We start from the raw sequence: 18,874 nt of genomic DNA, 5'->3' as shown, positions 1-18,874 counted from the left end.
CTTGATCATTAACCTGTGCGGCCGTAATGCTGGTCGAGTGTCTCGGCGCGCTTGACGGTCTTTCCCGGCGTGTGGCGGGGTGCTTTCGTACGGTTGATCGATCCGCGAGGGCGTCCTGGGCCGGGGCGGGAGGGTTTCGGTGCAGCCGCTGGACGGGCCGCCTTCGCGCGGATGTTGCGAAACCCCCGACGCACCCGGGCGGGGGTCAACTTATCTGCAGGGAGAGGGCGTTCCCACGGGCGGCGCAGGTCTTGCGCGGCCGGTCGGGCAAGCCACAGCTGCGTGTGCACGGCGATGATCGGCGTCGTCCACAGGTCTGCGGCGGCCGGGTCCCGGAGCTTGGGCACGGTCCAGCCGAGGGTCTGCTTCAGCAGGCGGAAGGTGTGTTCCAGGTCGAATCTGCGCAGGTAGGAGCGCCATAGCTGGTCGACGTGACTGCGGTCGACCCCGGGGCGTGAGGACCACAGCCACACCGCGTCGGGATCCCGTCCGCCGGGCAGACGCTCGACAGTCAGGCGGACCACCAGGCCGTGTAGGACGGGGAGTTCGGCGTTCTGGTCGGTGATCCAGGCCGAGCGGCGGGTGAGCCGGGGGTGGAGCCGGTCCCATGCCTGGGCGGTCGCGGCGCCGTAGCGGGTGGTGTCGGTCCGGGTCTCGGTCTGTGGATCACCCCAGGTAGCGGGCCTGGCCAGGGCGAACGGGGCACCGTGCATGCGCGGTCGGCCCGGCCGCGGGTGGGCGTTGTGCGGGGCGGGGTCCCGCGCCAGTACCCGGTCCGAGCGAAGCCTGCCGCATACCTCCACGGGCAGGTCGCCGAGCAGATGGGCCAGGCGGGCCAGGTCGTAGCCGGCGGCGGCCACGATCAGCAGCTCGGGGGTGCCCTTGCTCCAGTGACCGGCCGCGATCAACCCCTGCATGACGTTACGGAGTTGGGCGGCGGTGACGGCTGCCGCGTCGTCGGCGGGGCCGAGCCTGGCTGCGTCCAGCAGGCGGCACCAGGAGGTAGGGCCGGACTCGAGCACAGCGACGAAGGAGTAGGGCCAGCCGGGGATGAACTGATCCTTGCTGCGGCCGCGCCCGTAGACGTGGCAGAACAGCCGGTCGGGACTGGTCTCGGCGTCCGGCCGCAGCCAGGTGGAGACGTCCACGGCCAGCACGATCCGGCCGTCGACGGCACGCGGCACAGGCAGCGAGGCCAGCAGGCTCCGCAGCCGGGCCGGCTCGGCCCAGCCGGTGTTCAGCGCCTGGTAGAGAGCGCCGTGTCCACGCCGGTGCTCGGCCTCCAGGCTGAGGTCGACCAAGGTCTGCACTGGGCCGTCTTTGCACAGGATCGCATCGGTGAGCTCGAAGAGCGCGTCCGCACGGGCGTACAGACACTCGTAGAACTCGACCCGAAAGCGGGACAACACGTCCAACGCATCACCGGCAGACTCGGAGACAGGGAGACTCATACACAGCGGCCGTTCTCTCGCACTTCGTTACTCGACATCTCGAAGCGTGGAGAACGGCCGCCTCGACTGTCCCAGGAAGAACCGCAGATCAGCAGGTCGGGTGACAGCCGAGGTTAAACAACAAGCTAAGAGGCCGTTGCCATACCGATCATGGAGTCTGTCGATCGAACGGGAGTCTCGATCGGGTGATCGCGGGCACTGCCCGGCATGAGAGCCGGCCCTGGCGGTATACGGGCAAAATCCAAAGGACCGGAGGGCCGCGCGCTGCTACGGTCGGGCGCTATGAGCTGGCTCCCCGATAACTTCGTCCATCCCGTCCTGGTACCGCTGCCGGGCAGTGGTCATCACCTGCGGCCGATTCGGGAGGCGGACACCCCGCTCGACTATCCGGCTGTGATGGGTTCGCGCGAGCGGCTGTGGACCATCTTCGGCCCAGCCTGGGGCTGGCCTGCGGCCACCATGACCTACGAGGCCGACCAGGCCGACCTGTTGCGGCACGAGAAGGAGATCGCCGCACACCAGTCTTTCAACTACGCGCTGTTCGACGCGGCGGAGACAGCTCTGCTCGGCTGCGTCTACATCGACCCACCGGAGAGGGCCGGCGCGGACGGCGAGATCTCCTGGTGGGTGGTGGACGAGCTGGTGGACAGTAAGATCGAGCAGGCCCTCGATGAGCTGGTGCCGCAGTGGATCGCCGCCGACTGGCCGTTCGAGCAGCCGCGCTTCCTCGGCCGAGAGATCTCCTGGTCGGACTGGCTCGCCCTGCCGGAGCACTCCGACGCGTAAGTAGCTTTTGTCGTACCGAGAGGTTCGGTTGCGGGTCGAACTTGGGTGCTCGGTTGGGTGATCGGCTCGTGGCCAATGAATGAAGGCAGGGCCTCCCGCACAGCTCATGGGTGTTGAAGTCCATTCGAGCGTCAGGAGAGCAATGCTCAGGAGTTGTGGATCAGTTCCGGAGGGCACGCGAAGGGCGTACCTTCCCGAATGATCCTGTGATGGTCACCGAGTAGGCCGGCATTGCGAGTGCCGGTCGGGAAGTTACGCCCGTGCTCACCGTAGTGAATGACGACGCCGCCATGCGAGACGGCTCCCTGATCGACGAGATTGTGCGCGAGGGCGCCCGCCGTATGCTGGCCGCGGCGCTGGAGGTGGAAGTCAACCAGTACATAGCCGAGTTGGCAGCCGAGCGGGACGAGCGCGGGCACCGGATGGCGGTGCGCAATGGCCGTCACCTGGCGCGGACTGTGGTCACTGCGGCCGGGCCGGTCGAGGTCGCCGCGCCCCGGGTGAACGACCGCCGGGTGGACGAGGCGACCGGCGAACGTAAGCGGTTTTCCTCGAAGATTCTGGCCTCGTGGTGCCGGAAGTCCCCGAAGATCAGCGAGGTGCTACCGCTGCTCTACCTGCACGGCCTGTCGTCGGGGGACTTCGTGCCCGCGCTGGAGCAGTTCCTCGGCTCCTCGGCCGGCCTCTCGCCCGCCACCGTGACCCGGCTGACCACGCAGTGGCAGGCCGACCACACCGCGTTCCAGGACCGTGACCTGTCCGCCACGGACTACGTGTATGTCTGGGCGGACGGCGTTCACCTGCGGATACGCCTGGAGGAGGCGAAGGCCGCGGTGCTGGTGCTGATGGGTGTGCGCGCGGATGGCACGAAAGAACTGATCGCGATGACGGACGGCTACCGCGAGTCGTCCGAGGCCTGGGCGGGCCTGCTGCGGGACTGCGCTCGCCGGGGCATGCGGGCTCCGGTCCTGGCCGTCGGCGACGGCGCGTTCGGCTTCTGGAATGCGCTGAGCGAGGTGTTTCCCAACACCCGTCATCAGAGGTGCTGGGTTCACAGAACGGCCAACGTGCTCGACGCGCTCCCGAAGTCCGCCCAGCCAGCGGCCAAACGCGCCGTCCAGGAGATCTACAACGCCGAGGACAAGGACCACGCGGTCAAGGCGGTCCGCGACTTCGCACGGGCCTACGGGGCGAAATACCCCAAGGTCGTCAAACGGATCACGGACGATGAGGACGAGATGCTGGCGTTCTTCGACTTCCCCGCTGAGCACTGGATCCATCTGCGCACCACCAACCCGATCGAGTCCACCTTCGCCACCGTCCGGCTCCGGACCAAGGTCACCAAGGGCGCCGGCTCCCGCGCCGCAGGACTGGCCATGGTCTTCAAGCTCATCGAGTCCGCCCAGGCCCGCTGGCGGGCCGTGAACGCATCCCACTTGGTCGCCCTGGTCCGCGCCGGAGCATGCTTCGAACGTGGCCAACTGGTGGAGCGACCGGAAGGGCTCGCCGCATGACCGACCAACCCTTTGACGAGGAACCCCCCGAGCACCTCCGCTACCGCAGGTACCTGGGGGATCTGGAAGATGTCTCGGAGGCGGACGAGGCCGCCCTGGTGGCCACCGTCCTGGAAGATCCGAACGTGTCGATGGCGGAAGCCGCGGTCAACCGCCACCTTGAGCGTCAGGCAGCCCGCCTGCTGACCGACCCAGCGTTCCCCGCTTGGGCCCAGACCTTGGCCACAGTAATCGGAGACCGTCCCTTCCTCGCCCGTCGGCTGCGCGAGTGGACCCTGCTCAGGGCAATCGCGCTGGATGAGTCATGGACCGCCGAGGACCTCACCACTGCATCTGACTGGTTCCAGCGCACGGCCTCGGTCGTACTCGTTGTCGCCTCACCTGAGGCCCTCAGCCTGCTCGCCGAACGGGGACGAACCCGTCGCGTTCGGAACGCAGCGAGCCGCCGACTGCAACATTCAGATCAACACCGACCTGACTCGATCCACAAGTCTTGACGATTCCTCGCGTCAGGAGGCCCTGTGCCTCAGTCTTCCGTGCCGGTGTCCGTGGAGTCCAGCCCTGATATCCCGTCGTGTGTCTGTCTCGCCCATGTGTACGGGAACGCGGCCGACCACGGTGTGCGAAGGCGTCATTACCCCTCGGACATGACGGACCGGGAGTGAACTCAGGTCCATGCCGCGATGCCGGTGCCCGACTGGCTGGAGGGCCGTGGCGGGCAGCCGGAAAGCTATTGCCACCGGCAGATGATCGACGCGATCCGCTTCCTCATGGACAACGGAATCAAGTGGCGGGCGATGCCAGTAGGCTTTCCCGCCTGGCACAGGGTCTACGTGTTCTTCCGCCGCTGGCGGGACTAGGGCCTTGTCAAAGAGTTCCACGACCGGCTGCGTGGGAAGACCCGTGCCGCGGCCGGCCGGGACCCGGAGCCGACCGCAGGCATCATCGACTCCCAGCCTCCCGGCGCAACCGCCGCTACCTGCGACGCCGCCAGATCAAGCACACCATTCCCGAGCCCCGAGATCAGCGGGCCCACCGCAAAAGACGCGGCAGCAGAGGCGAACGGCCAGCCGGCTTCGGCCAGACGATCTACAAGCGCAGGAACGAAGTGGAGCGGACCATCAACGCGTTGAAGAACCTCCGGACCGTGGCCACACGCTTCGCTAGGTTCTGTCCGGCGGATCATGCGACTTCTGACCGGTCGCTCGTTGGTTCGGTCATGGGTCGGGGGGATCTGACGAATCACGAGTGGTCGTTACTGGAGCCGCATCTGCCTCCGCCGGGTGGCCGAGGCGGCCGGTGGAACGACCACCGAACCGTGATCAACGGAATCCTCTTCCGGATCCGGACCGGTGCCCCGTGGCGCGACCTGCCGGAACGCTACGGCTCGTGGAAAACCGTCTACGAACGGCATCGCCGCTGGTCGGCGGACGGCACCTGGGACCGAATCCTGCAGTCGGTCCAGTCCGACGCCGACCTCGCTGGAAGGATCGACTGGTCGATGGTCGGTGTCGACTCGACGTCCTGCCGGGCCCACCAGCACGCAGCGGGGGCCCGCAAGGCACGGCCACGGATCCCGAAAAAAGGACGACGCCCCGGCACCACCGCCCCGACGAGGGTCTCGGACGGTCTCGGGGCGGCCTGACCTGCAAGATCCACCTCGCCGGCGAAGGTGGCTGCCGCCCCATGGCCCTTCTGCTCACGCCGGGCCAGTGGGGCGACGCCCCGCAGATGATCGAGGTCTTGGACCGGATCCGGGTCCCCCGGTCACTGGGCGGACGACCCCGAACCCGGCCCGGTCACGTCAGCGGCGACAAGGCATACAGCTCCCGCCGAAACCGCCGCTACCTGCGAAGACGCCACATCCAGCACACGATCCCAGAACCGAAGGACCAGCGAGCCAACCGTCGACGCAGGGGAAGAGAAGGTGGTAGACCCGCCGGCTTCGACCGGGACCGCTACCGGCGTCGCAACGAGGTCGAGCGGACCATCAACCGGCTCAAGAACTCCCGTGCGGTCGCGACCCGTTACGACAAGCGGGCCTACGTCTTCCATGGAACCGTCACGGCCGCAGCAATCCGGCTTTGGCTCCACCAGTAGCCCGCCGGACAAGACCTTCATGCCACCGCCTCACGCACAAGCTCACCAGGCGGCCATACATGGCGGAAGACTGAAGGACTGGCCTCATTCCGGAGGTCAGTCGGCAGGTTTCTCCCATACGGAGACGTGCTGACGGCTCTCACTGGTGAAGGGCTCCCGGGTCCACCCGTCCCACCGCTCCCGCAACCGCAGGCCGGCGATCTGGGCCATCAGATCGAGTTCCGATGGCCATACATATCGGAAGGGGATTGATCTGTACTCGCCACGGCCGTCGACGACGCTGATGTAGTTCGACGTCGTCGCCTGGGTAGCGACGTCGTAGATGTCGAAGGCCCATCCGGTCGAGCTGACGCGGTAGGGCACCACCTGCTGCCCGGCTGGAAGCCTTCGCAGTTCAGGGATCAGTACCTCGATGACGAAGCAGCCTCCCGGTTCCAGATGCTCCGCCGCGTTACGGAAGCAGGCCACCTGCTCCGCCTGCGTGGTCAGATTCATGATCGTGTTGTAGACCAGATAGGCGACGGAGAACGTTCCGCTCACCTTCGTCGTCGCGAAGTCGCCGACCGTGACGCCGATCGCCTCGCTGCCCGGCTTCGCACGCAACTGGTCGACCATCGCTTGGGACAGGTCGATGCCGTGGACCGGGACTCCCCGCTGCGCGAACGGCAAGGCGATGCGCCCTGTCCCGATGCCCAGCTCAAGAGCGCGGCCGCCGTCGGCCAGTGATTCCAAGAAGTCGACCGTTCGGGCGATGACGTCTGGATCGAACTCTTCGCTTGTTGACTGGTCGTAGACCGTCGCAACACGCTCGCCGAAGTAACCGTCGCGATCATCCATGGCCGGGACCGTACTGCGGGAGCGGTGCTACCGCACGCGCATTTCGCTGATCCCGTGTCGTTACCAAGCGGGCCCACGTCTTCCACGAGTCCGTACCGCAGCAGCGATCCGGCTCAGGTTCCGCCAATGATCCACCGGACCGTGCCTAGGGCTGAGGATGGCTGGCCGGATCGACGTGGCCGCAGGTGGGCCGCCCCCCTGTCCGAGCGGGCCCGGACCGCAATGGCTTCCGGCGGCGGCCACCTGCACGGCCTCGAAGCCGGCGAACCGCGCGCTCGGAGGTGCGAGGCGATGGCCGCGGAAGTCACCGCAGACCGGCCCCCTGCGGGTGGAGGCAGGCCACGGCCGCCGGTCCGGCAACGGGTAACCCGCCCTCGCCCAGGGCCCCGGGCCCCGGGCCCCGGGCCAGCGTTCGCAGCCGCCGCATCCTCCTGGAACCTTGATCGTTGACCCGCCATGAAGAAGATCACGCTCACGGCGCTCCGCAAACTCACACTGGGGGCCACTGCCGCACTCGCCTTCGGCCTCACCCTCGGAACTGCACCGGCGGCCACAGGGGCAGAAATGATCCAGGTAACTCTCGACATCAACGGGAAGGACTTCTCGGGCACCATCCCCATCTCGACCGGCCCGCGTCCCGTCTTCGACGGCACGCTCTGCGACGCCGGCAGCAACAGCGGGACGCCGATCACCGCCCTGGTCGACGCCTCCGACAAGTTCGAGTTCAACGTGCAAGCCCAATTCGATGAGGCCATGAAAGATTTCACGGTAACCGCCATCGACGTCGACGAGGCGGACAGCACGCACGAGTGGAAGATCTACGTCAACGACGTCCAGGTCACCAACGGCGGCTGCCATACGGCGATCCAGGCCGGCGACAAGGTCAAATTCGCTCTGGAACCGATTGAGTAACCACCCCTGCGACCGCTCGCCCGGCCTCAGAAGCGACGGCGAGCCAGCCCCGGACGCAGGGGAAGGCCAGCTGGCCGGTTCCAATCAGTAACAGCGGTATCGGAGCCGCTCACGGTCGGCAAAAATGCTCAGCTTCACTGCGACGGGTCACTCGGCTCTGGCCAGTGGTCCAGTGCGGGGAGCCGGACGAGGTCGGTGTCGTGCATGATGCGGTCGACGGTGTCCGCCAAAACACTGTCGGCGTCGATGACGGTCTCGATGCTGCCGGGCAGGAGATCGAGCGGCCGGTACCACTCGCGCAACTGGCTCTCGCCGACCTCGCTCGCGATCGTTTTCGTCGCGTGCCTGGCCAGTGTCTCCGGGAAGGGCACGTCCAGGTAGTAGCAGTGGGTGTGCCCGCGATGGTCGGCGCGCAGCTGCTGGAGCATCTGCCCGTAGCGGTCGGCGTACAGGATTCCTTCGAGGACGACGTGATACCCGGCGTCGAGGCTGTAGCGGGCGACGGTGTCGATGAGGCCGATGTTCGCGCCGCCGGGGCGGTCGTGCTCGCGCAGGACCACCCGGCGGAGGTTGTCCTGGCCAACCAGTGCCAGGCCGCGGCCGAATCGCTCCCGGATCTCTGCCGCTACCGACGACTTGCCCGAGGCGCTGTTCCCACGCAGGAGAACGAGCCGGGTCTCCGGGGTGCCTACCATCATCCGCACCACGCCAGCGGCGACCACTGATACATCCGGGGAACCCTCGTACCGGTCCTTGCAGGTGCGATGTTCCCATGTCCGCAGACGGCGCTGCTGTACACAGCTGAGGAGCGCGGCGGCTGCCGCACCACAAAGAAGACGATCGCCGAAACCAAGGACAGCAAGTCCACACATCCCCCAAGGACACCGCGCCACCTTGCGCTTCCAGAATATCGGACAACCCTGACCGCCGTGCGAACTCCGTAGTCGTAGAACTTCAGCGGCAAGCGGTCATGAATCGGTCACCGGACAGCGTTGAACCGGGCCGTTCTCCCGGTCCCTCGGTGAGGGCGCTGTCCAGGCGGAGTATCGGCGTCTCCGGCACCCGGGGACGGTTCCATCCAGCAACGCTGAGTCATCGCTCAGGGCCGTGCCCGGGCCGGATCACCTATTCCTGCTTACGGTGAGAGAAGCAGAAGGACGAAGGGGTCCCGCGCGGGCAGGTGGAATGTGAGCACTACTGACATCGACTTCGAGACGGTCTTTCACGCGTTGCCGGGTGCAGTCGCCCTGCTGCGTACGGACCTCGTGTTCGCCGAAGCCAACGAAGCGTACCTTTCGCTGTCGGGCCGCACCCGTGAACAGCTGATAGGCCACTATTTGTTCGACGTCTTTCCCGACAACCCTGGCGACCAGGCCGCGACCGGCATGCGTAACCTGCACGCTTCCCTGCTCAGGGTCGCGTCCAGCGGGGAAAGAGACACCATGGCGCTGCAGCGTTACGACGTGGAGGATCCTGACCGGCCGGGGCGATGGGAGGAGCGGTACTGGAGCCCGGTCAATGTCCCGGTGCCCGGTCCGGACGGTGCCGTGGCGCTGGTGCTGCACCGGGTGGAAGAGGTCACCGAGCTCATCCGCGCCCGGGGAACCCGGGGCAGCGGTGACAATACGCGGGTTCTGGAAGCCGAGCTGTACACGCGCGCACGGGAACTCCAGGAGCTCAACCAGCGACTGCGCGAGGCACACGCCCGCGAACGCGAAGTCGCCCTCCACCTCCAGCAGGCCATGCTGCCCGCGCCGGACCTCCCCGATCACCACCGCGCGGCGGTGCGCTACCGGCCCGCCACCGGGTCCCTGAATGTGTGCGGTGACTGGTACGACCTGATCGACATGCCCGACCGCGACTGCACGGCGGTCGCGGTCGGTGACGTCGTTGGCCACGGGCTGCACGCCGCCGGCGTCATGGGCCAGCTCCGCAGTGCTCTGTCCGCCGCCTCCAGGGTAGCGGACGGCCCCGCGCAGGCTCTTGAGGCGCTTGGCCTGTATGCCCGCTTCGTCGACGGGGCGGAGTCCACCACCGCCGTGTCGGTCTTCATCGACTGGACCGGCCGCACCCTCACCTACAGCAGCGCCGGTCACCCACCGCCGGTCCTCTGCCACCCGGACGGCACCGTGTCGTTTCTCGACGAGGCGACCGACCCCCCGCTGGGCGCCCGCCCCGATCACGAGGCACGCCCTCAGAGCCGGACCGGCTTCACCGACGGCTCCACTCTCGTCCTCTACACCGACGGCCTCATCGAGCGTCGCCACGAGGACATCGACACGGGTCTCCAACGACTCGCCGACTCCCTCACCCGCCACCGCACCGCTGATCCCGACACCCTCGCCGACGCGCTCCTGACCGACCTGATCCCGCCTGCCGGCATCACCGACGACACCGCCCTCGTCATCCTCCGTCTCTCTCCACGGAGTGGCCCAGGAACTCCGGCACGGCCCGGGTCGGACACCGCGGCGCCGCCGAGAGGCGCGACACGTCCCAATCCGACGTGACGCCCCGCGCCGGCATCGCCAGGGTGAGGACGAGTGGGAAGGACTCACCCGCGGTGAACACAGGAGCTGTCACGGAGGTGATGCCGGGAATCACGCGGCCGAGAGTGGTGGCCGCACCCACCCGCAGCACCTCTGCCTTGATCCTTTCGACACGCCGCCGGGTGGGCGCATCGAGTGTCTCCGCCTCCATCTGCCACTGATCACCAGCGGTCCCAGTGCAGGACCTGCTCGCGTGGGATCCGCCGGGCGGGGCGGAAGTCGGTACCGACGGTGTAAGCGACCGGGATGAAGGCAGCCTGCATAACCTCCGTGTACGGGATACCGAGCGCCTGCGCGAACTCTTGCTCCAGCGGCAGGTTCCCGGTCGTCCACACGGTGCCGAGGCCGCGCTCGCGGGCGGCCAGCATGAAGCTCCACGCGGCGGGCAGGATCGACCCCCAGGTGCCGGCCTGGTGGGTGACGGAAAGGCCCTCTGTACGCCCCTCGACGCAGGGAATGACGTAGGCAGGTACCTCGTGCAGATGCCGGTACAGATGCCCGACACCCGTGTACACCCGCTCCATCACGCCGGGCGCAACGTCGGCCCGGCGCACGTCCCGGACGGGAAGCGGCTGGTGGGCCTCCGGGACGCCCAGGCTCGCTCGCCACAGGTCAGCGAGAACGGCCCGGCGGGCCGGGTCGGTAACGATGACGAAGTGCCAGCGCTGCCGGTTGCGGCCGGTGGGCGCCTGGACGGCGAGGTCGACGCACTCCTCCAGGAGTGCTCGGGGCACCGGCCGGTTGAGGTCGAGCCGGTGGCGGACGGCCCGGGTGGTGGAGAGCAGGGTGTCGGAAGCAAGACCGAGGTTCATACGTTGAGCCTCGTACGGCACCGACGGGGCGGGAAGCCCGGGCTTCCACTGAGTGGAAGCCCGGCGAAGAGACAGGGGCAGGGAGTTGGGCGAAAGCGTGGCAGGACGGCTCTTCTCGGTGCTGGACGCCTTCGAGAGCGGCGGCGAGGCGGCGTTGCGACTCACCGACATCGCGGCCCGCACGGGGCTCCCGGCGCCGACGGCGCTGCGCCTGGTGCGGGAGCTCGTGGCGTGGGGCGGTCTGGAGCGTGGCGCTGACGGCAGGTACCGGCTGGGGCTCCGGCTGCGGGTGCTCGGCGCGGCGGCGCCCTGCCCGCGCGGGCTCCTCGACGCGGCGCTCCCGGCGCTGCGGGCGCTGGGAGCACGGACCGGCGGTCACGCGGATCTGGCGGTGATCTCCGCCCCGTCGGCCGACGGTGTGCTGTGCCTGGTGAGTGGGGAGCGGCCGCCACCGCACGCAACGGCGTACGGGAAGGTACTGCTCGCCAACCCGCCGGCGGAGTTGCCCCGGCACACCCGGCACACCGTGGTCTCCCCCGGCGTCCTCGCCGGCCAGCTCGCCCGGATCCGGGTGGCGGGTCTCGCGGTCTGCGCCGAGGAGTTCCGGCTGGGCGAGGTGTCGGTGGCCGCTCCGGTACGGGGCCCGGTGGGAACGGTCGCCGCACTGGGCGTAACCGTCTCCATCGCCGTACCCCTGGACCGGGTAGTGGCGGCGGTGCGCGCAGCGGCTGCGCGGGTACGCCCTCCCGAGGCGTCACCCTCGCCGTGACGGCGGCCAAGCCACTTGATCATGCCCCAGTGGCGTCGGACGAGAGGTGGGAGGACCTCGATGACCTCGGCGATGCCGACGGCAGGTTGGGCATCGTGCATGGTGACGACGTCACCGGGTTTCAGATGCTGCCACTGCTCGGGCTGCAGGGGAGCCAGACGCACGTCGGCTGTCTCCCCAGGGCCGAGCTGCAGCGCGAACTCCACCCGGAGCGCGCGATGTTCAGATCCTGTTGTCCGTCTGCGGTGCGGTTGCCGATGTCCCACAGAGGTCTGAGACGACCGTCCCCTGAGAAGGCGCTCCGGCGTCCGCCCTCGTCGGCTCCCAGCAGAGTCAAGACTGCCGCCGGTGACGATCTCCTCGGCGTCCTGGCGCATACCCGGGCACCCCCGGTACGTCGTCACGAGTCGCTCAGCAGCGGCTGACGTCGATCCGGATCAGATTGCGCTCGCGGATGGCGTAGAACCTGCCACGCTCGTCCACCGCGGCTCGCGGGATGCCGTACCAGTCCGCGTCGAGCGCGACCAGGTCGGTACGCGCGAATGTCTTCCGGTCGTAGCGGACGAAATCTGAGCTCGACGCCCCGTACACATACCCCCGATCGGCCAGCAGCGTCCCGTAGTTCGGCACCACCGGGGCGTGATTGGCGGAGTGGATCACCCTTCGGGTGCGCAGGTCGATCACGAAGAAGTCGCCCCTGAAGCACATGACGTACAGGTTCTGGCCGAGCACGGTGAGACCGGTGATCCCGGTTGGCTTGGACTGCGGCGTCATCCGCCACAGCTCTCGCCTCCGGATCGGGTCCCACGCGACCAGGGTGCCGGCGGTGGCGGCGACGTTCTGGCCGCCGAGATAGGCCACGCCGTCGTGCGCGACGACCGCACGGATCATCTGTTCGTCATCGATCGGGTTGACGGCGACCGTGGTGGCGCCGTTCTTCGGGTCGAACGTCATCAGCGATCCGCCCGACTCGTAGTCGGACTGCAGCCCCATCACCATCAGTCGGTGCCTGTCATCCCAGACGATCTGGTGCGGGCGGTTCTGCTCCGGCGGCAGATCGGCCAGCTTGCGGGCCCACTCGTCGTCGATGTGCGGGTTGTACGCAAGGAGGCCGACCGCGTTGTACTGGGCGAAGTGAGCAGTGCCCCGGTGCAGCAGGATGTCCTTGGCTTCGCTCGTCGCCAGCACCCTGCTCTGCTTCCCGGTGCGCAGATCGTGCCGTGCCACCGAGTTCGTCCCGCCGACGTACACGTTGTGCGTGTCGGCGGCTATCGACATCGCCAGCTGGGGCCCGATCGGGGCGCCTGCTGCGATCAGGTCCCATGAGGTGTCCGAGCCCGTGCTCGGATCGACCTCGAAGATCAGGCCGAAGGCCGAGACGACGATTACCTTGTCGTCTCGGGTCCACAGGCCCCAGATCTCGCCGAAGTCCCCTTCCTTGGGCTTGATCTCGCGGAACGTACCGGTGCTCAACGTCAGCTCGATCAGCGCGGCACCGTTGAAGTACATCCGGTCGCCGAGCTTGCGTGGCAGTCGCAGGAAGTGCTGCTCACTCTGCACAAGGGTGTACTGGGTCGGGTCGTCGGCGTCCATGACGGCGACCGCTGCGCCCGCGTCGGTGGTCGAGCACACGTACAGCGTGCCGTCGTGGAGGCCGACGTCACGGACCTCTACCTGCCCCGAGAACTCCTTCGGCAGGATCGAGGTGATCCTCTTCGTGGCGCGGTCCATGACGAAGAGTCCGGCCTTGGTGCTGGTCGGAGTGGCGCCGAGCGACGCGCCGGTGCCGATGTAGATCTTGTCCTGCGTGGCCAGCAGGCAGCGGATCATCGGTACGTTCGGATCAGGGATTGCGATCTCGGTGAGCTCTCCGGTGGCCGGGTCGTACTGGCGCAGCTTGGGCTGGGGCTCTCGGCCGCCGAAGAAGACCTTGTTGTCCGGGGAGGCACTGATCGCGTACGGATCGAGGCCGGGAATCGAGTGGAGGTCCTCCTTGGGCGCGTCGGCCACGGTGAGGTCGAGCCGGACGAAGCCCGGGCCCGGGGCGGAGTCGTACTCCCGGATCGCCGAGTACAGATACCGCCCGTCCGGGTCGACGGCGAGCAGCTGCGTGCTGATCCCGGGCCCCTCGGTGACACTGGTGACCTTCTCGGTGTCGAAGTCGAAGCCGATGATCCGCATGGGATCGATGTTGCGCGAGGCGATGTACGCCTTGTTTCCCACCGGAATGGCAGCGGCGAGAGAGAAGTTGTTCACCCCCGGACCGAGGTCCGTGACGCGCACCCCTGACCTCGGCGTCGCCAGGGCGTCGGTCGCGGGCAGGCCGGCGACGGCCAGGGCACCCGCACCGGCGGCCCCCCACTGCATCATCTGGCGTCGCGTGATCGGTCCGTTCTGCATGGCTGTGTGCTCCTTCGTCGGTTCTGAGGATGCGGCGGGGAATTCGTGGCCTTGTCTGTGGCCGGAGGGATCAGCCCGCAGTCCAGCGCAGGCCGCCCAGGAGGTGGCCGCGGAAGGCCGGGTCGGTGTAGGCGTCATCCGCGTGGCCCAGCGACGTGTAGAACGAGCGGCCGGCGCCGGACTCCTTGCACCACACCAGGGGGTGATCGGCACCCATGCGGCCTCCCTCGTAGCCGGATTCGTCGATGGTGGCGAGGACCTGTACGCCGGGGCGCCGCGGATTGCTCCGGAAGTCGTACCACTCGTCGTACCAGTCCCACCGCGGCGGCAGATGGCGCATCGACGGATGGCTCCGGTCCTCGACCAGCACGGTGCCTGACTGGAACTCCGGGTGGCCGGCGAAGCGTGCGCCGAGCAGTTCCCCGTAGTACGGCCAGTCGTACTCGGTGCACGCGGCGGAATGGATGCCCATGAAGCCGCCGCCGTCCGAGGTCCAGCGCCGGAGCGCCAGCTGCCCGTCCGGGGTGAGCACCTCACCGCTGGTCGACAGGAAGACCACCGCACTGCGCCCCGCCAGGGAAGCGTCGGTGAAGACCGAGGGGTCCTCGGAGGTCTCCACGGTGAAGCCGTGCTCCTCCCCCAGCTCTCGCAGAGCCGCCTGCCCGGCGGGGATCGAGTCGTGGCGGTAGGCCGTGGTGCGGGTGAAGACGAGTACGTCCGACAGGCGGTCGGTCTGGGACATGCTGCACTCCGGGGTTCTGGCGCGCTGGGTGGTCGCGGTGATCGGCACTCTCGTGTGGCGGGGCGGCGCGGCAGCCGCCCGGGTGCTCAGGCCGAGGTGGAAAGGGCCGCTCGGGTCACGGGGTGCGCGAACTCCCGCCCGGCGCAGTAGCGTTCGACCTCGTCAAGGGCACTGGCGGTGATGCGCAGGAGCTCACCGCCGAGTGAGCCGGCGATGTGCGGGGTCAGCAGCACATTCGGCAGTGAGTACAGCGGTGAGGTCGCCGGCAGCACCTCGGGCTCGGTGACGTCGAGGACGGCGTGGATGCGTCCCGACAACGCCTCGGCGGTGAGGGCCTCGGTGTCGATGAGGGAGCCACGCCCCGTGTTGACGAGGGTGGCGCCGTCCCGCAGGAGCGACAGTCTGCGGGCATCCAGCAGGTGGTACGTCTCGGGCAGCGCGGGGGCGTGCAGTGAGACGACGTCGGAGACGGCCAGCAGTTCGTCGAGCTCGACGAGCCGGGCGCCCATCGACCGGGCCGCGTCGGGATCGAGGTGCGGATCGGCCAGCAGGATGTCGAAGTCGTGGGGCCGGAGCAGCTCCAGCACCCTGCGTCCCACGAGGGACGCGCCCACCAGGCCGATCGTCCTGCGGTGGTTGCCGAAGCCGGGGAAGTGGGCCGCCCAGTCCAGGGCAGTTCGGTGCTCGCGGTAGAGCCCGCCGATCTCGAGGACGCGCTTGTTGGCGAAGAGGATGGCGGCGAGGGTGTATTCGGCGACGGGTACGGCGTTGGCGGCGGCCGCCGTGGAGACGAGGAGCCCGCGGTCCCAGCAGGCGTCCGTCACATGGTGTTTGACACTTCCCGCTGCGTGCACGACTGCCTTCAGGGCCGGCATGCGGGCCAGCACGGCCTCGTCCAGCGGGCGGCATCCCCAGGATGTGATCAGGATCTCGACAGCGGCCAGGCGAGGCACGCTGTCGAAGTCCTCGGCGACGAAGTGCGGTTCGATATCGACGAGGCGGTTCAGGCGGTCGATCGCGGCGCGCGGGAAGAGGGCGTCCCGGTGCGGGCGGCCCATCGCGAACAGGGCACGCGGGCGGGGCGGAGTGGATGGCATGGGGATCCTCGGGACGATGGCCTACTTGACGGCGCCGGCTGTCATGCCGGACTTCCAGAACCGCTGGAGCATCAGGAAGAGGACGACCAGCGGGACCACGGACACCAGCGATCCGACGATGGCCAGGAGGTAGTCCTGCGGGTGCCCCTGGGAGAGGGCGGAGGAGTACCAGACGTACAGCCCGAGGTTGACCGGGAAGAGGTCCTTGTCGGACAGCATCACCAGGGGCAGGAAGAAGCTGTTCCAGATCTGGGTGAACTGGAAGAGGAAGATCGTCACGAAGCCCGGCGCGATCATGGGCAGAGCGATCCTGCAGAAGGTCCTGAACTCGCCTGCCCCGTCCACACGGGCGGCCTCGAGGACCTCGTCGGGGATGTACGAGGCGCTGAAGACGCGGGCCAGGTACACCCCGAACGGGAACACGAGGCCGGGGATGAACACGCCCCAGAAGGTGTTCACCAGACCGGCTTTGGCAGCGATCAGGTAGAGCGGGATCGCCATCGCCGTTCCGGGCACCATCACGCCCAGCAGGACGAAGGAGAAGAGTTTCTCCTTGCCGGGGAAGTTCAGTTTGTCGAATGTGTACCCGGCGGCCACGCTGAACACGGTCGCCAGCAGCGAGCCGACACCGGCGTACAGGACCGTGTTGAGCAGCCAGCGCAGGAAGATCCCGTTGTCGGCCTCGAACAGGTACGTGAGGTTGTCCACGAGCGCGAAGTCCTTGCCCGGGGCGAAGCCGTTGGTGGCGAAGAGGTCCTGGCGGCTCTTGGTGGACGAGAGGACCAGCCAGAGCATCGGCAGAAGTGTGTAGAGGGCGGCGAGACCCAGCATCGCGGTCACACCGGCTTTGGACAGCAGGGCCGATGGACGGTTCCCGGGGCCTCGCCGGCCCGTCCGGCTCTTGTCCGTCCGGCTCCTGTCCGTGCGCTGCGGAGCCGGAGAGGAGTCGGCGGGGGCAACGCGTGTCATGGTCTTGGTCACGGCTTGCTCCTGCTGCGCGAAAAGCGGGTGACGAGGAATGACAGCAGGGCGGCGAACAGTGCGATGAGCAGAGAGGCCGCTGCTGCCAGTCCGAAGTCGTTGTGGGTGAAGGCGGCGGTCTGGACGAACATGTTGGGCGTCCAGCTGCTGCCGATCGAGCTGGAGGCGCTGTAGATGACCTTCGGTTCGGTGAAGAGCTGGACCGAGCCGATCACGGTGAACAGCACGGCAAGGGCGATGGCCGGGCGGATCATCGGCACCTTGATCGACAGGGCGGTACGGATCTGGCCTGCACCGTCGATCTTCGCGGCGTCAAGGGCCTCGGTCGGCACCGCCTGGAGGGCTGCGTAGAAGATGACCATGTTGTACCCGATCCACTCCCAGACGGCGATGTTCGCCGCGGAGAAGACCGCGTTGTCAGCCGACAGGAAATCGATGTCGAGGCCGCCGGCGCTGAGGAAGTCGATCACCGGGCTCAGCCCCGGCGTGTACAGGTAGACCCAGATGAGCGCCGCGATCAGACCGGGCACCGCGTGCGGGAGGAACAGGGCCAGTTGGAAGAAGGTCCGCGCCTTGGTCAGTGCCGAGTCCAGCAGCAGGGCGAGGACCAGCGCGCCGCCGATCATCACCGGGATGTAGATCGCGACGTAAGCGGCGATGGTGAGGAATCCGCCGCGGAACGCCGGGTCCGACAACGCGTGTACGTAGTTGTCCAGTCCGGCGAAGACCTCTTCCGTACCGCCGAAGCCGAGGCCGGAGGTGTGGGTGGTGAACAGGCTCATCCAGCCCGCGTAGACCAGCGGGGCGAGGGTGACGGCGGCGAAAAGGATGAAGAAGGGTGCCAGGAGCAGCGTGGCGGTGCGGCGCTGGGCGCGGGCTGACGGAGTTGTCATACCGGGCCTTTCTCGATGGGAGCGGGAAGCGTCGGGGCGGGAGCCGATGCCTGCCTCGGCCTGCGGTGCGGGCATCGGCTCACATGGGTTCGCGTACTACGGGGCGACCTTCATCCCGCGCCGCTCCATGTCCTTCACGGTCGCCTGCTGGGAGCCGGTGAGGACGTCGAAGAGCTTCACCTTGCCCTGGGCGACCTTCGGAAGCTGATCGACGATGGCCGTGTTCGTGGTCCCCATGACGGGGCCCCACGTCCAGCCGGGCCGGACCGCTGTGTAGGACCTGCTGCCAACGGCGTACACGTCCTGGCCGCCGAAGTAGTCGGTGGGGAAGGCGGCCTTGGTGACCGGCACGAGTTCGGGGTCGGCGGGGAACATGCTGCTGGTCCCGGAGGAGACCCACGCCTTCATGCCCGCCGGGTCGGTGGTGATCCACTTGATGAACTCCTCGGCGGCACCGCTGTTCTTGGCGCCCTTCGGTATGACGAACGAGGATCCGCCGTACATGGCCGAGGCCGGCTTGCCGTCCCAGGTGGGCACCGGGGCCACCGACCACTTGCCCTTCTGGTCGGCGACGGTCGCCTGCTGGGCCCCCGCGCACCAGCTCGCGCAGACGTAGGCGACGGTCCGGTTCTGCTGGATGCTCGTCCAGAACGGGTCGAGCGAGCTCACCGAGGTGACGAGGTCCTTCCGGGCGAGGTCACCCCAGTAGTCCGCGACCTTTCGGGAAGGAGCGTCGTCCAGCGACACTTTCCAGGAGTCCTCCTCCGTGCCGAACCACTGCGAACCGGCCTGCCAGGCGAGGGCGGTCAGCAGTCCCGGGTTGTCTGTGTAGAGAACCCCGCCGCGGGCCTTCGGGTCCGCCTTCTTCACCTGAGCGGTCATGTTCCGGTACGCGTCCCACGTCTTGGGGACGCTGATCTTGTGGCTCTTGAAGAAGTCGTTGCGGTAGTACAGCATCAGCGGGGCCGCGTCGCGGGGAACACCCCACGTCTGGCCCCCCAGCTCGACCAACTGCCTTACGGACTTAGGCACTG

The 18,874-nt window shown here is 68.0% G+C and carries 18 protein-coding genes; 8 read left to right on the top strand and 10 right to left on the bottom strand.

Annotation, left to right across the window (positions count from 1 at the left end):
• Nucleotides 1-8: 8 nt before the first annotated feature.
• Nucleotides 9-1,451 (bottom strand): NF041680 family putative transposase, encoded by a 1,443-nt coding sequence (locus tag SH922_RS39615; RefSeq protein WP_393063332.1) that lies wholly within the window; start codon nucleotides 1,449-1,451, stop codon nucleotides 9-11.
• Nucleotides 1,452-1,733: 282 nt separating this feature from the next.
• Between SH922_RS39615 and SH922_RS39610 the strand changes: the two genes are divergently transcribed.
• The 5 genes from SH922_RS39610 (at nucleotide 1,734) to SH922_RS39590 (ending at nucleotide 5,851) form a co-directional block, all read left to right on the top strand.
• Entirely contained in the window at nucleotides 1,734-2,237 is a 504-nt protein-coding gene (locus tag SH922_RS39610) for an N-acetyltransferase (RefSeq protein ID WP_393063331.1), read from the top strand.
• Between the two features lie 260 nt (nucleotides 2,238-2,497).
• Nucleotides 2,498-3,751 (top strand): IS256 family transposase, encoded by a 1,254-nt coding sequence (locus SH922_RS39605; protein WP_393063330.1) that lies wholly within the window; start codon nucleotides 2,498-2,500, stop codon nucleotides 3,749-3,751.
• Nucleotides 3,748-4,248: a hypothetical protein gene (locus tag SH922_RS39600; protein WP_326783535.1), complete on the top strand. Its 501-nt coding sequence runs from the start codon at nucleotides 3,748-3,750 to the stop codon at nucleotides 4,246-4,248. Before SH922_RS39605 ends, SH922_RS39600 begins: the two co-directional genes overlap by 4 nt.
• Before the next feature lie 186 nt (nucleotides 4,249-4,434).
• Nucleotides 4,435-4,611 carry a transposase gene (locus SH922_RS39595; protein WP_393063329.1) on the top strand — a complete coding sequence of 59 codons (177 nt, stop codon included), beginning with the start codon at nucleotides 4,435-4,437 and terminating at the stop codon, nucleotides 4,609-4,611.
• Between the two features lie 359 nt (nucleotides 4,612-4,970).
• A protein-coding gene (locus SH922_RS39590) for an IS5 family transposase (protein ID WP_393063328.1) occupies nucleotides 4,971-5,851 on the top strand; the annotation gives its coding sequence in 2 pieces (ribosomal slippage) (nucleotides 4,971-5,331 and nucleotides 5,331-5,851; 882 coding nt in all).
• Nucleotides 5,852-5,947: 96 nt separating this feature from the next.
• Here the strand turns inward: SH922_RS39590 and SH922_RS39585 are convergent.
• On the bottom strand, nucleotides 5,948-6,688 hold the full coding sequence (locus SH922_RS39585; RefSeq protein ID WP_393063327.1) for a class I SAM-dependent DNA methyltransferase: 741 nt from the start codon (nucleotides 6,686-6,688) through the stop codon (nucleotides 5,948-5,950).
• A 456-nt stretch (nucleotides 6,689-7,144) separates the two neighbouring features.
• Here SH922_RS39585 and SH922_RS39580 point away from each other — a divergent pair, with 456 nt between their 5' ends.
• The gene (locus SH922_RS39580; RefSeq protein WP_393063326.1) at nucleotides 7,145-7,600 is read left to right on the top strand and encodes a hypothetical protein; all 456 of its coding nucleotides are present in this window, start codon (nucleotides 7,145-7,147) and stop codon (nucleotides 7,598-7,600) included.
• A gap of 134 nt (nucleotides 7,601-7,734) precedes the next feature.
• Here the strand turns inward: SH922_RS39580 and SH922_RS39575 are convergent, their stop codons facing one another.
• Complete coding sequence (locus SH922_RS39575; RefSeq protein WP_393063821.1) at nucleotides 7,735-8,295, bottom strand: AAA family ATPase; 561 nt, start codon at nucleotides 8,293-8,295, stop codon at nucleotides 7,735-7,737.
• Nucleotides 8,296-8,787: 492 nt separating this feature from the next.
• On the opposite strand from SH922_RS39575, the gene SH922_RS39570 reads away from it, so the two are divergent.
• Nucleotides 8,788-10,107 (top strand): PP2C family protein-serine/threonine phosphatase, encoded by a 1,320-nt coding sequence (locus SH922_RS39570; RefSeq protein WP_393063325.1) that lies wholly within the window; start codon nucleotides 8,788-8,790, stop codon nucleotides 10,105-10,107.
• A gap of 200 nt (nucleotides 10,108-10,307) precedes the next feature.
• Here SH922_RS39570 and SH922_RS39565 read toward each other — a convergent pair whose 3' ends face one another.
• Nucleotides 10,308-10,958, bottom strand: coding sequence for a nitroreductase family protein (locus tag SH922_RS39565; RefSeq protein WP_393063324.1), 651 nt, complete (start codon nucleotides 10,956-10,958; stop codon nucleotides 10,308-10,310).
• A 97-nt stretch (nucleotides 10,959-11,055) separates the two neighbouring features.
• Between SH922_RS39565 and SH922_RS39560 the strand changes: the two genes are divergently transcribed.
• A complete protein-coding gene (locus SH922_RS39560; protein ID WP_393063323.1) occupies nucleotides 11,056-11,727 on the top strand; it encodes an IclR family transcriptional regulator in 672 nt (223 codons plus the stop codon).
• Between the two features lie 411 nt (nucleotides 11,728-12,138).
• Here the strand turns inward: SH922_RS39560 and SH922_RS39555 are convergent, their stop codons facing one another.
• The 6 genes from SH922_RS39555 to SH922_RS39530 all read right to left on the bottom strand — a co-directional run bounded on the left by SH922_RS39555 (nucleotide 12,139) and on the right by SH922_RS39530 (nucleotide 18,872).
• Nucleotides 12,139-14,127, bottom strand: coding sequence for a hypothetical protein (locus SH922_RS39555; protein WP_393063322.1), 1,989 nt, complete (start codon nucleotides 14,125-14,127; stop codon nucleotides 12,139-12,141).
• Nucleotides 14,128-14,197: 70 nt separating this feature from the next.
• A complete protein-coding gene (locus SH922_RS39550) occupies nucleotides 14,198-14,869 on the bottom strand; it encodes a ThuA domain-containing protein (RefSeq protein WP_393063321.1) in 672 nt (223 codons plus the stop codon).
• An 86-nt stretch (nucleotides 14,870-14,955) separates the two neighbouring features.
• Nucleotides 14,956-15,927 (bottom strand): hydroxyacid dehydrogenase, encoded by a 972-nt coding sequence (locus SH922_RS39545; protein ID WP_393063820.1) that lies wholly within the window; start codon nucleotides 15,925-15,927, stop codon nucleotides 14,956-14,958.
• 60 nt (nucleotides 15,928-15,987) lie between these two features.
• A complete protein-coding gene (locus SH922_RS39540) occupies nucleotides 15,988-16,935 on the bottom strand; it encodes a carbohydrate ABC transporter permease (protein ID WP_393063819.1) in 948 nt (315 codons plus the stop codon).
• Nucleotides 16,936-16,943: 8 nt separating this feature from the next.
• On the bottom strand, nucleotides 16,944-17,840 hold the full coding sequence (locus SH922_RS39535; RefSeq protein ID WP_393063320.1) for a carbohydrate ABC transporter permease: 897 nt from the start codon (nucleotides 17,838-17,840) through the stop codon (nucleotides 16,944-16,946).
• 96 nt (nucleotides 17,841-17,936) lie between these two features.
• Nucleotides 17,937-18,872 (bottom strand): ABC transporter substrate-binding protein, encoded by a 936-nt coding sequence (locus SH922_RS39530; RefSeq protein WP_393063319.1) that lies wholly within the window; start codon nucleotides 18,870-18,872, stop codon nucleotides 17,937-17,939.
• Nucleotides 18,873-18,874 lie beyond the last annotated feature (2 nt).

Source organism: Streptomyces sp. LN549 (assembly GCF_043203805.1).
In the GTDB taxonomy this organism is placed as follows: Bacteria; Actinomycetota; Actinomycetes; order Streptomycetales; family Streptomycetaceae; genus Streptomyces.
The sequence above is the reverse complement of the archived record's forward strand: the minus strand, read 5'-3'. Positions and strand labels throughout refer to the sequence as shown.

What these genes read in the sequence shown, in the direction of transcription:
- SH922_RS39585 (WP_393063327.1), bottom strand. Translation starts at nt 6,688, where the DNA reads ATGGATGATCGCGACGGTTACTTCGGCGAGCGTGTTGCGACGGTCTAC.
- SH922_RS39575 (WP_393063821.1), bottom strand. Translation starts at nt 8,295, where the DNA reads ATGGTAGGCACCCCGGAGACCCGGCTCGTTCTCCTGCGTGGGAACAGC.
- SH922_RS39535 (WP_393063320.1), bottom strand. Translation starts at nt 17,840, where the DNA reads ATGACAACTCCGTCAGCCCGCGCCCAGCGCCGCACCGCCACGCTGCTC.
- SH922_RS39565 (WP_393063324.1), bottom strand. Translation starts at nt 10,958, where the DNA reads ATGAACCTCGGTCTTGCTTCCGACACCCTGCTCTCCACCACCCGGGCC.
- SH922_RS39615 (WP_393063332.1), bottom strand. Translation starts at nt 1,451, where the DNA reads ATGAGTCTCCCTGTCTCCGAGTCTGCCGGTGATGCGTTGGACGTGTTG.
- SH922_RS39540 (WP_393063819.1), bottom strand. Translation starts at nt 16,935, where the DNA reads ATGACACGCGTTGCCCCCGCCGACTCCTCTCCGGCTCCGCAGCGCACG.
- SH922_RS39545 (WP_393063820.1), bottom strand. Translation starts at nt 15,927, where the DNA reads ATGGGCCGCCCGCACCGGGACGCCCTCTTCCCGCGCGCCGCGATCGAC.
- SH922_RS39600 (WP_326783535.1), top strand. Translation starts at nt 3,748, where the DNA reads ATGACCGACCAACCCTTTGACGAGGAACCCCCCGAGCACCTCCGCTAC.
- SH922_RS39550 (WP_393063321.1), bottom strand. Translation starts at nt 14,869, where the DNA reads ATGTCCCAGACCGACCGCCTGTCGGACGTACTCGTCTTCACCCGCACC.
- SH922_RS39610 (WP_393063331.1), top strand. Translation starts at nt 1,734, where the DNA reads ATGAGCTGGCTCCCCGATAACTTCGTCCATCCCGTCCTGGTACCGCTG.
- SH922_RS39580 (WP_393063326.1), top strand. Translation starts at nt 7,145, where the DNA reads ATGAAGAAGATCACGCTCACGGCGCTCCGCAAACTCACACTGGGGGCC.
- SH922_RS39555 (WP_393063322.1), bottom strand. Translation starts at nt 14,127, where the DNA reads ATGCAGAACGGACCGATCACGCGACGCCAGATGATGCAGTGGGGGGCC.
- SH922_RS39595 (WP_393063329.1), top strand. Translation starts at nt 4,435, where the DNA reads ATGCCGGTGCCCGACTGGCTGGAGGGCCGTGGCGGGCAGCCGGAAAGC.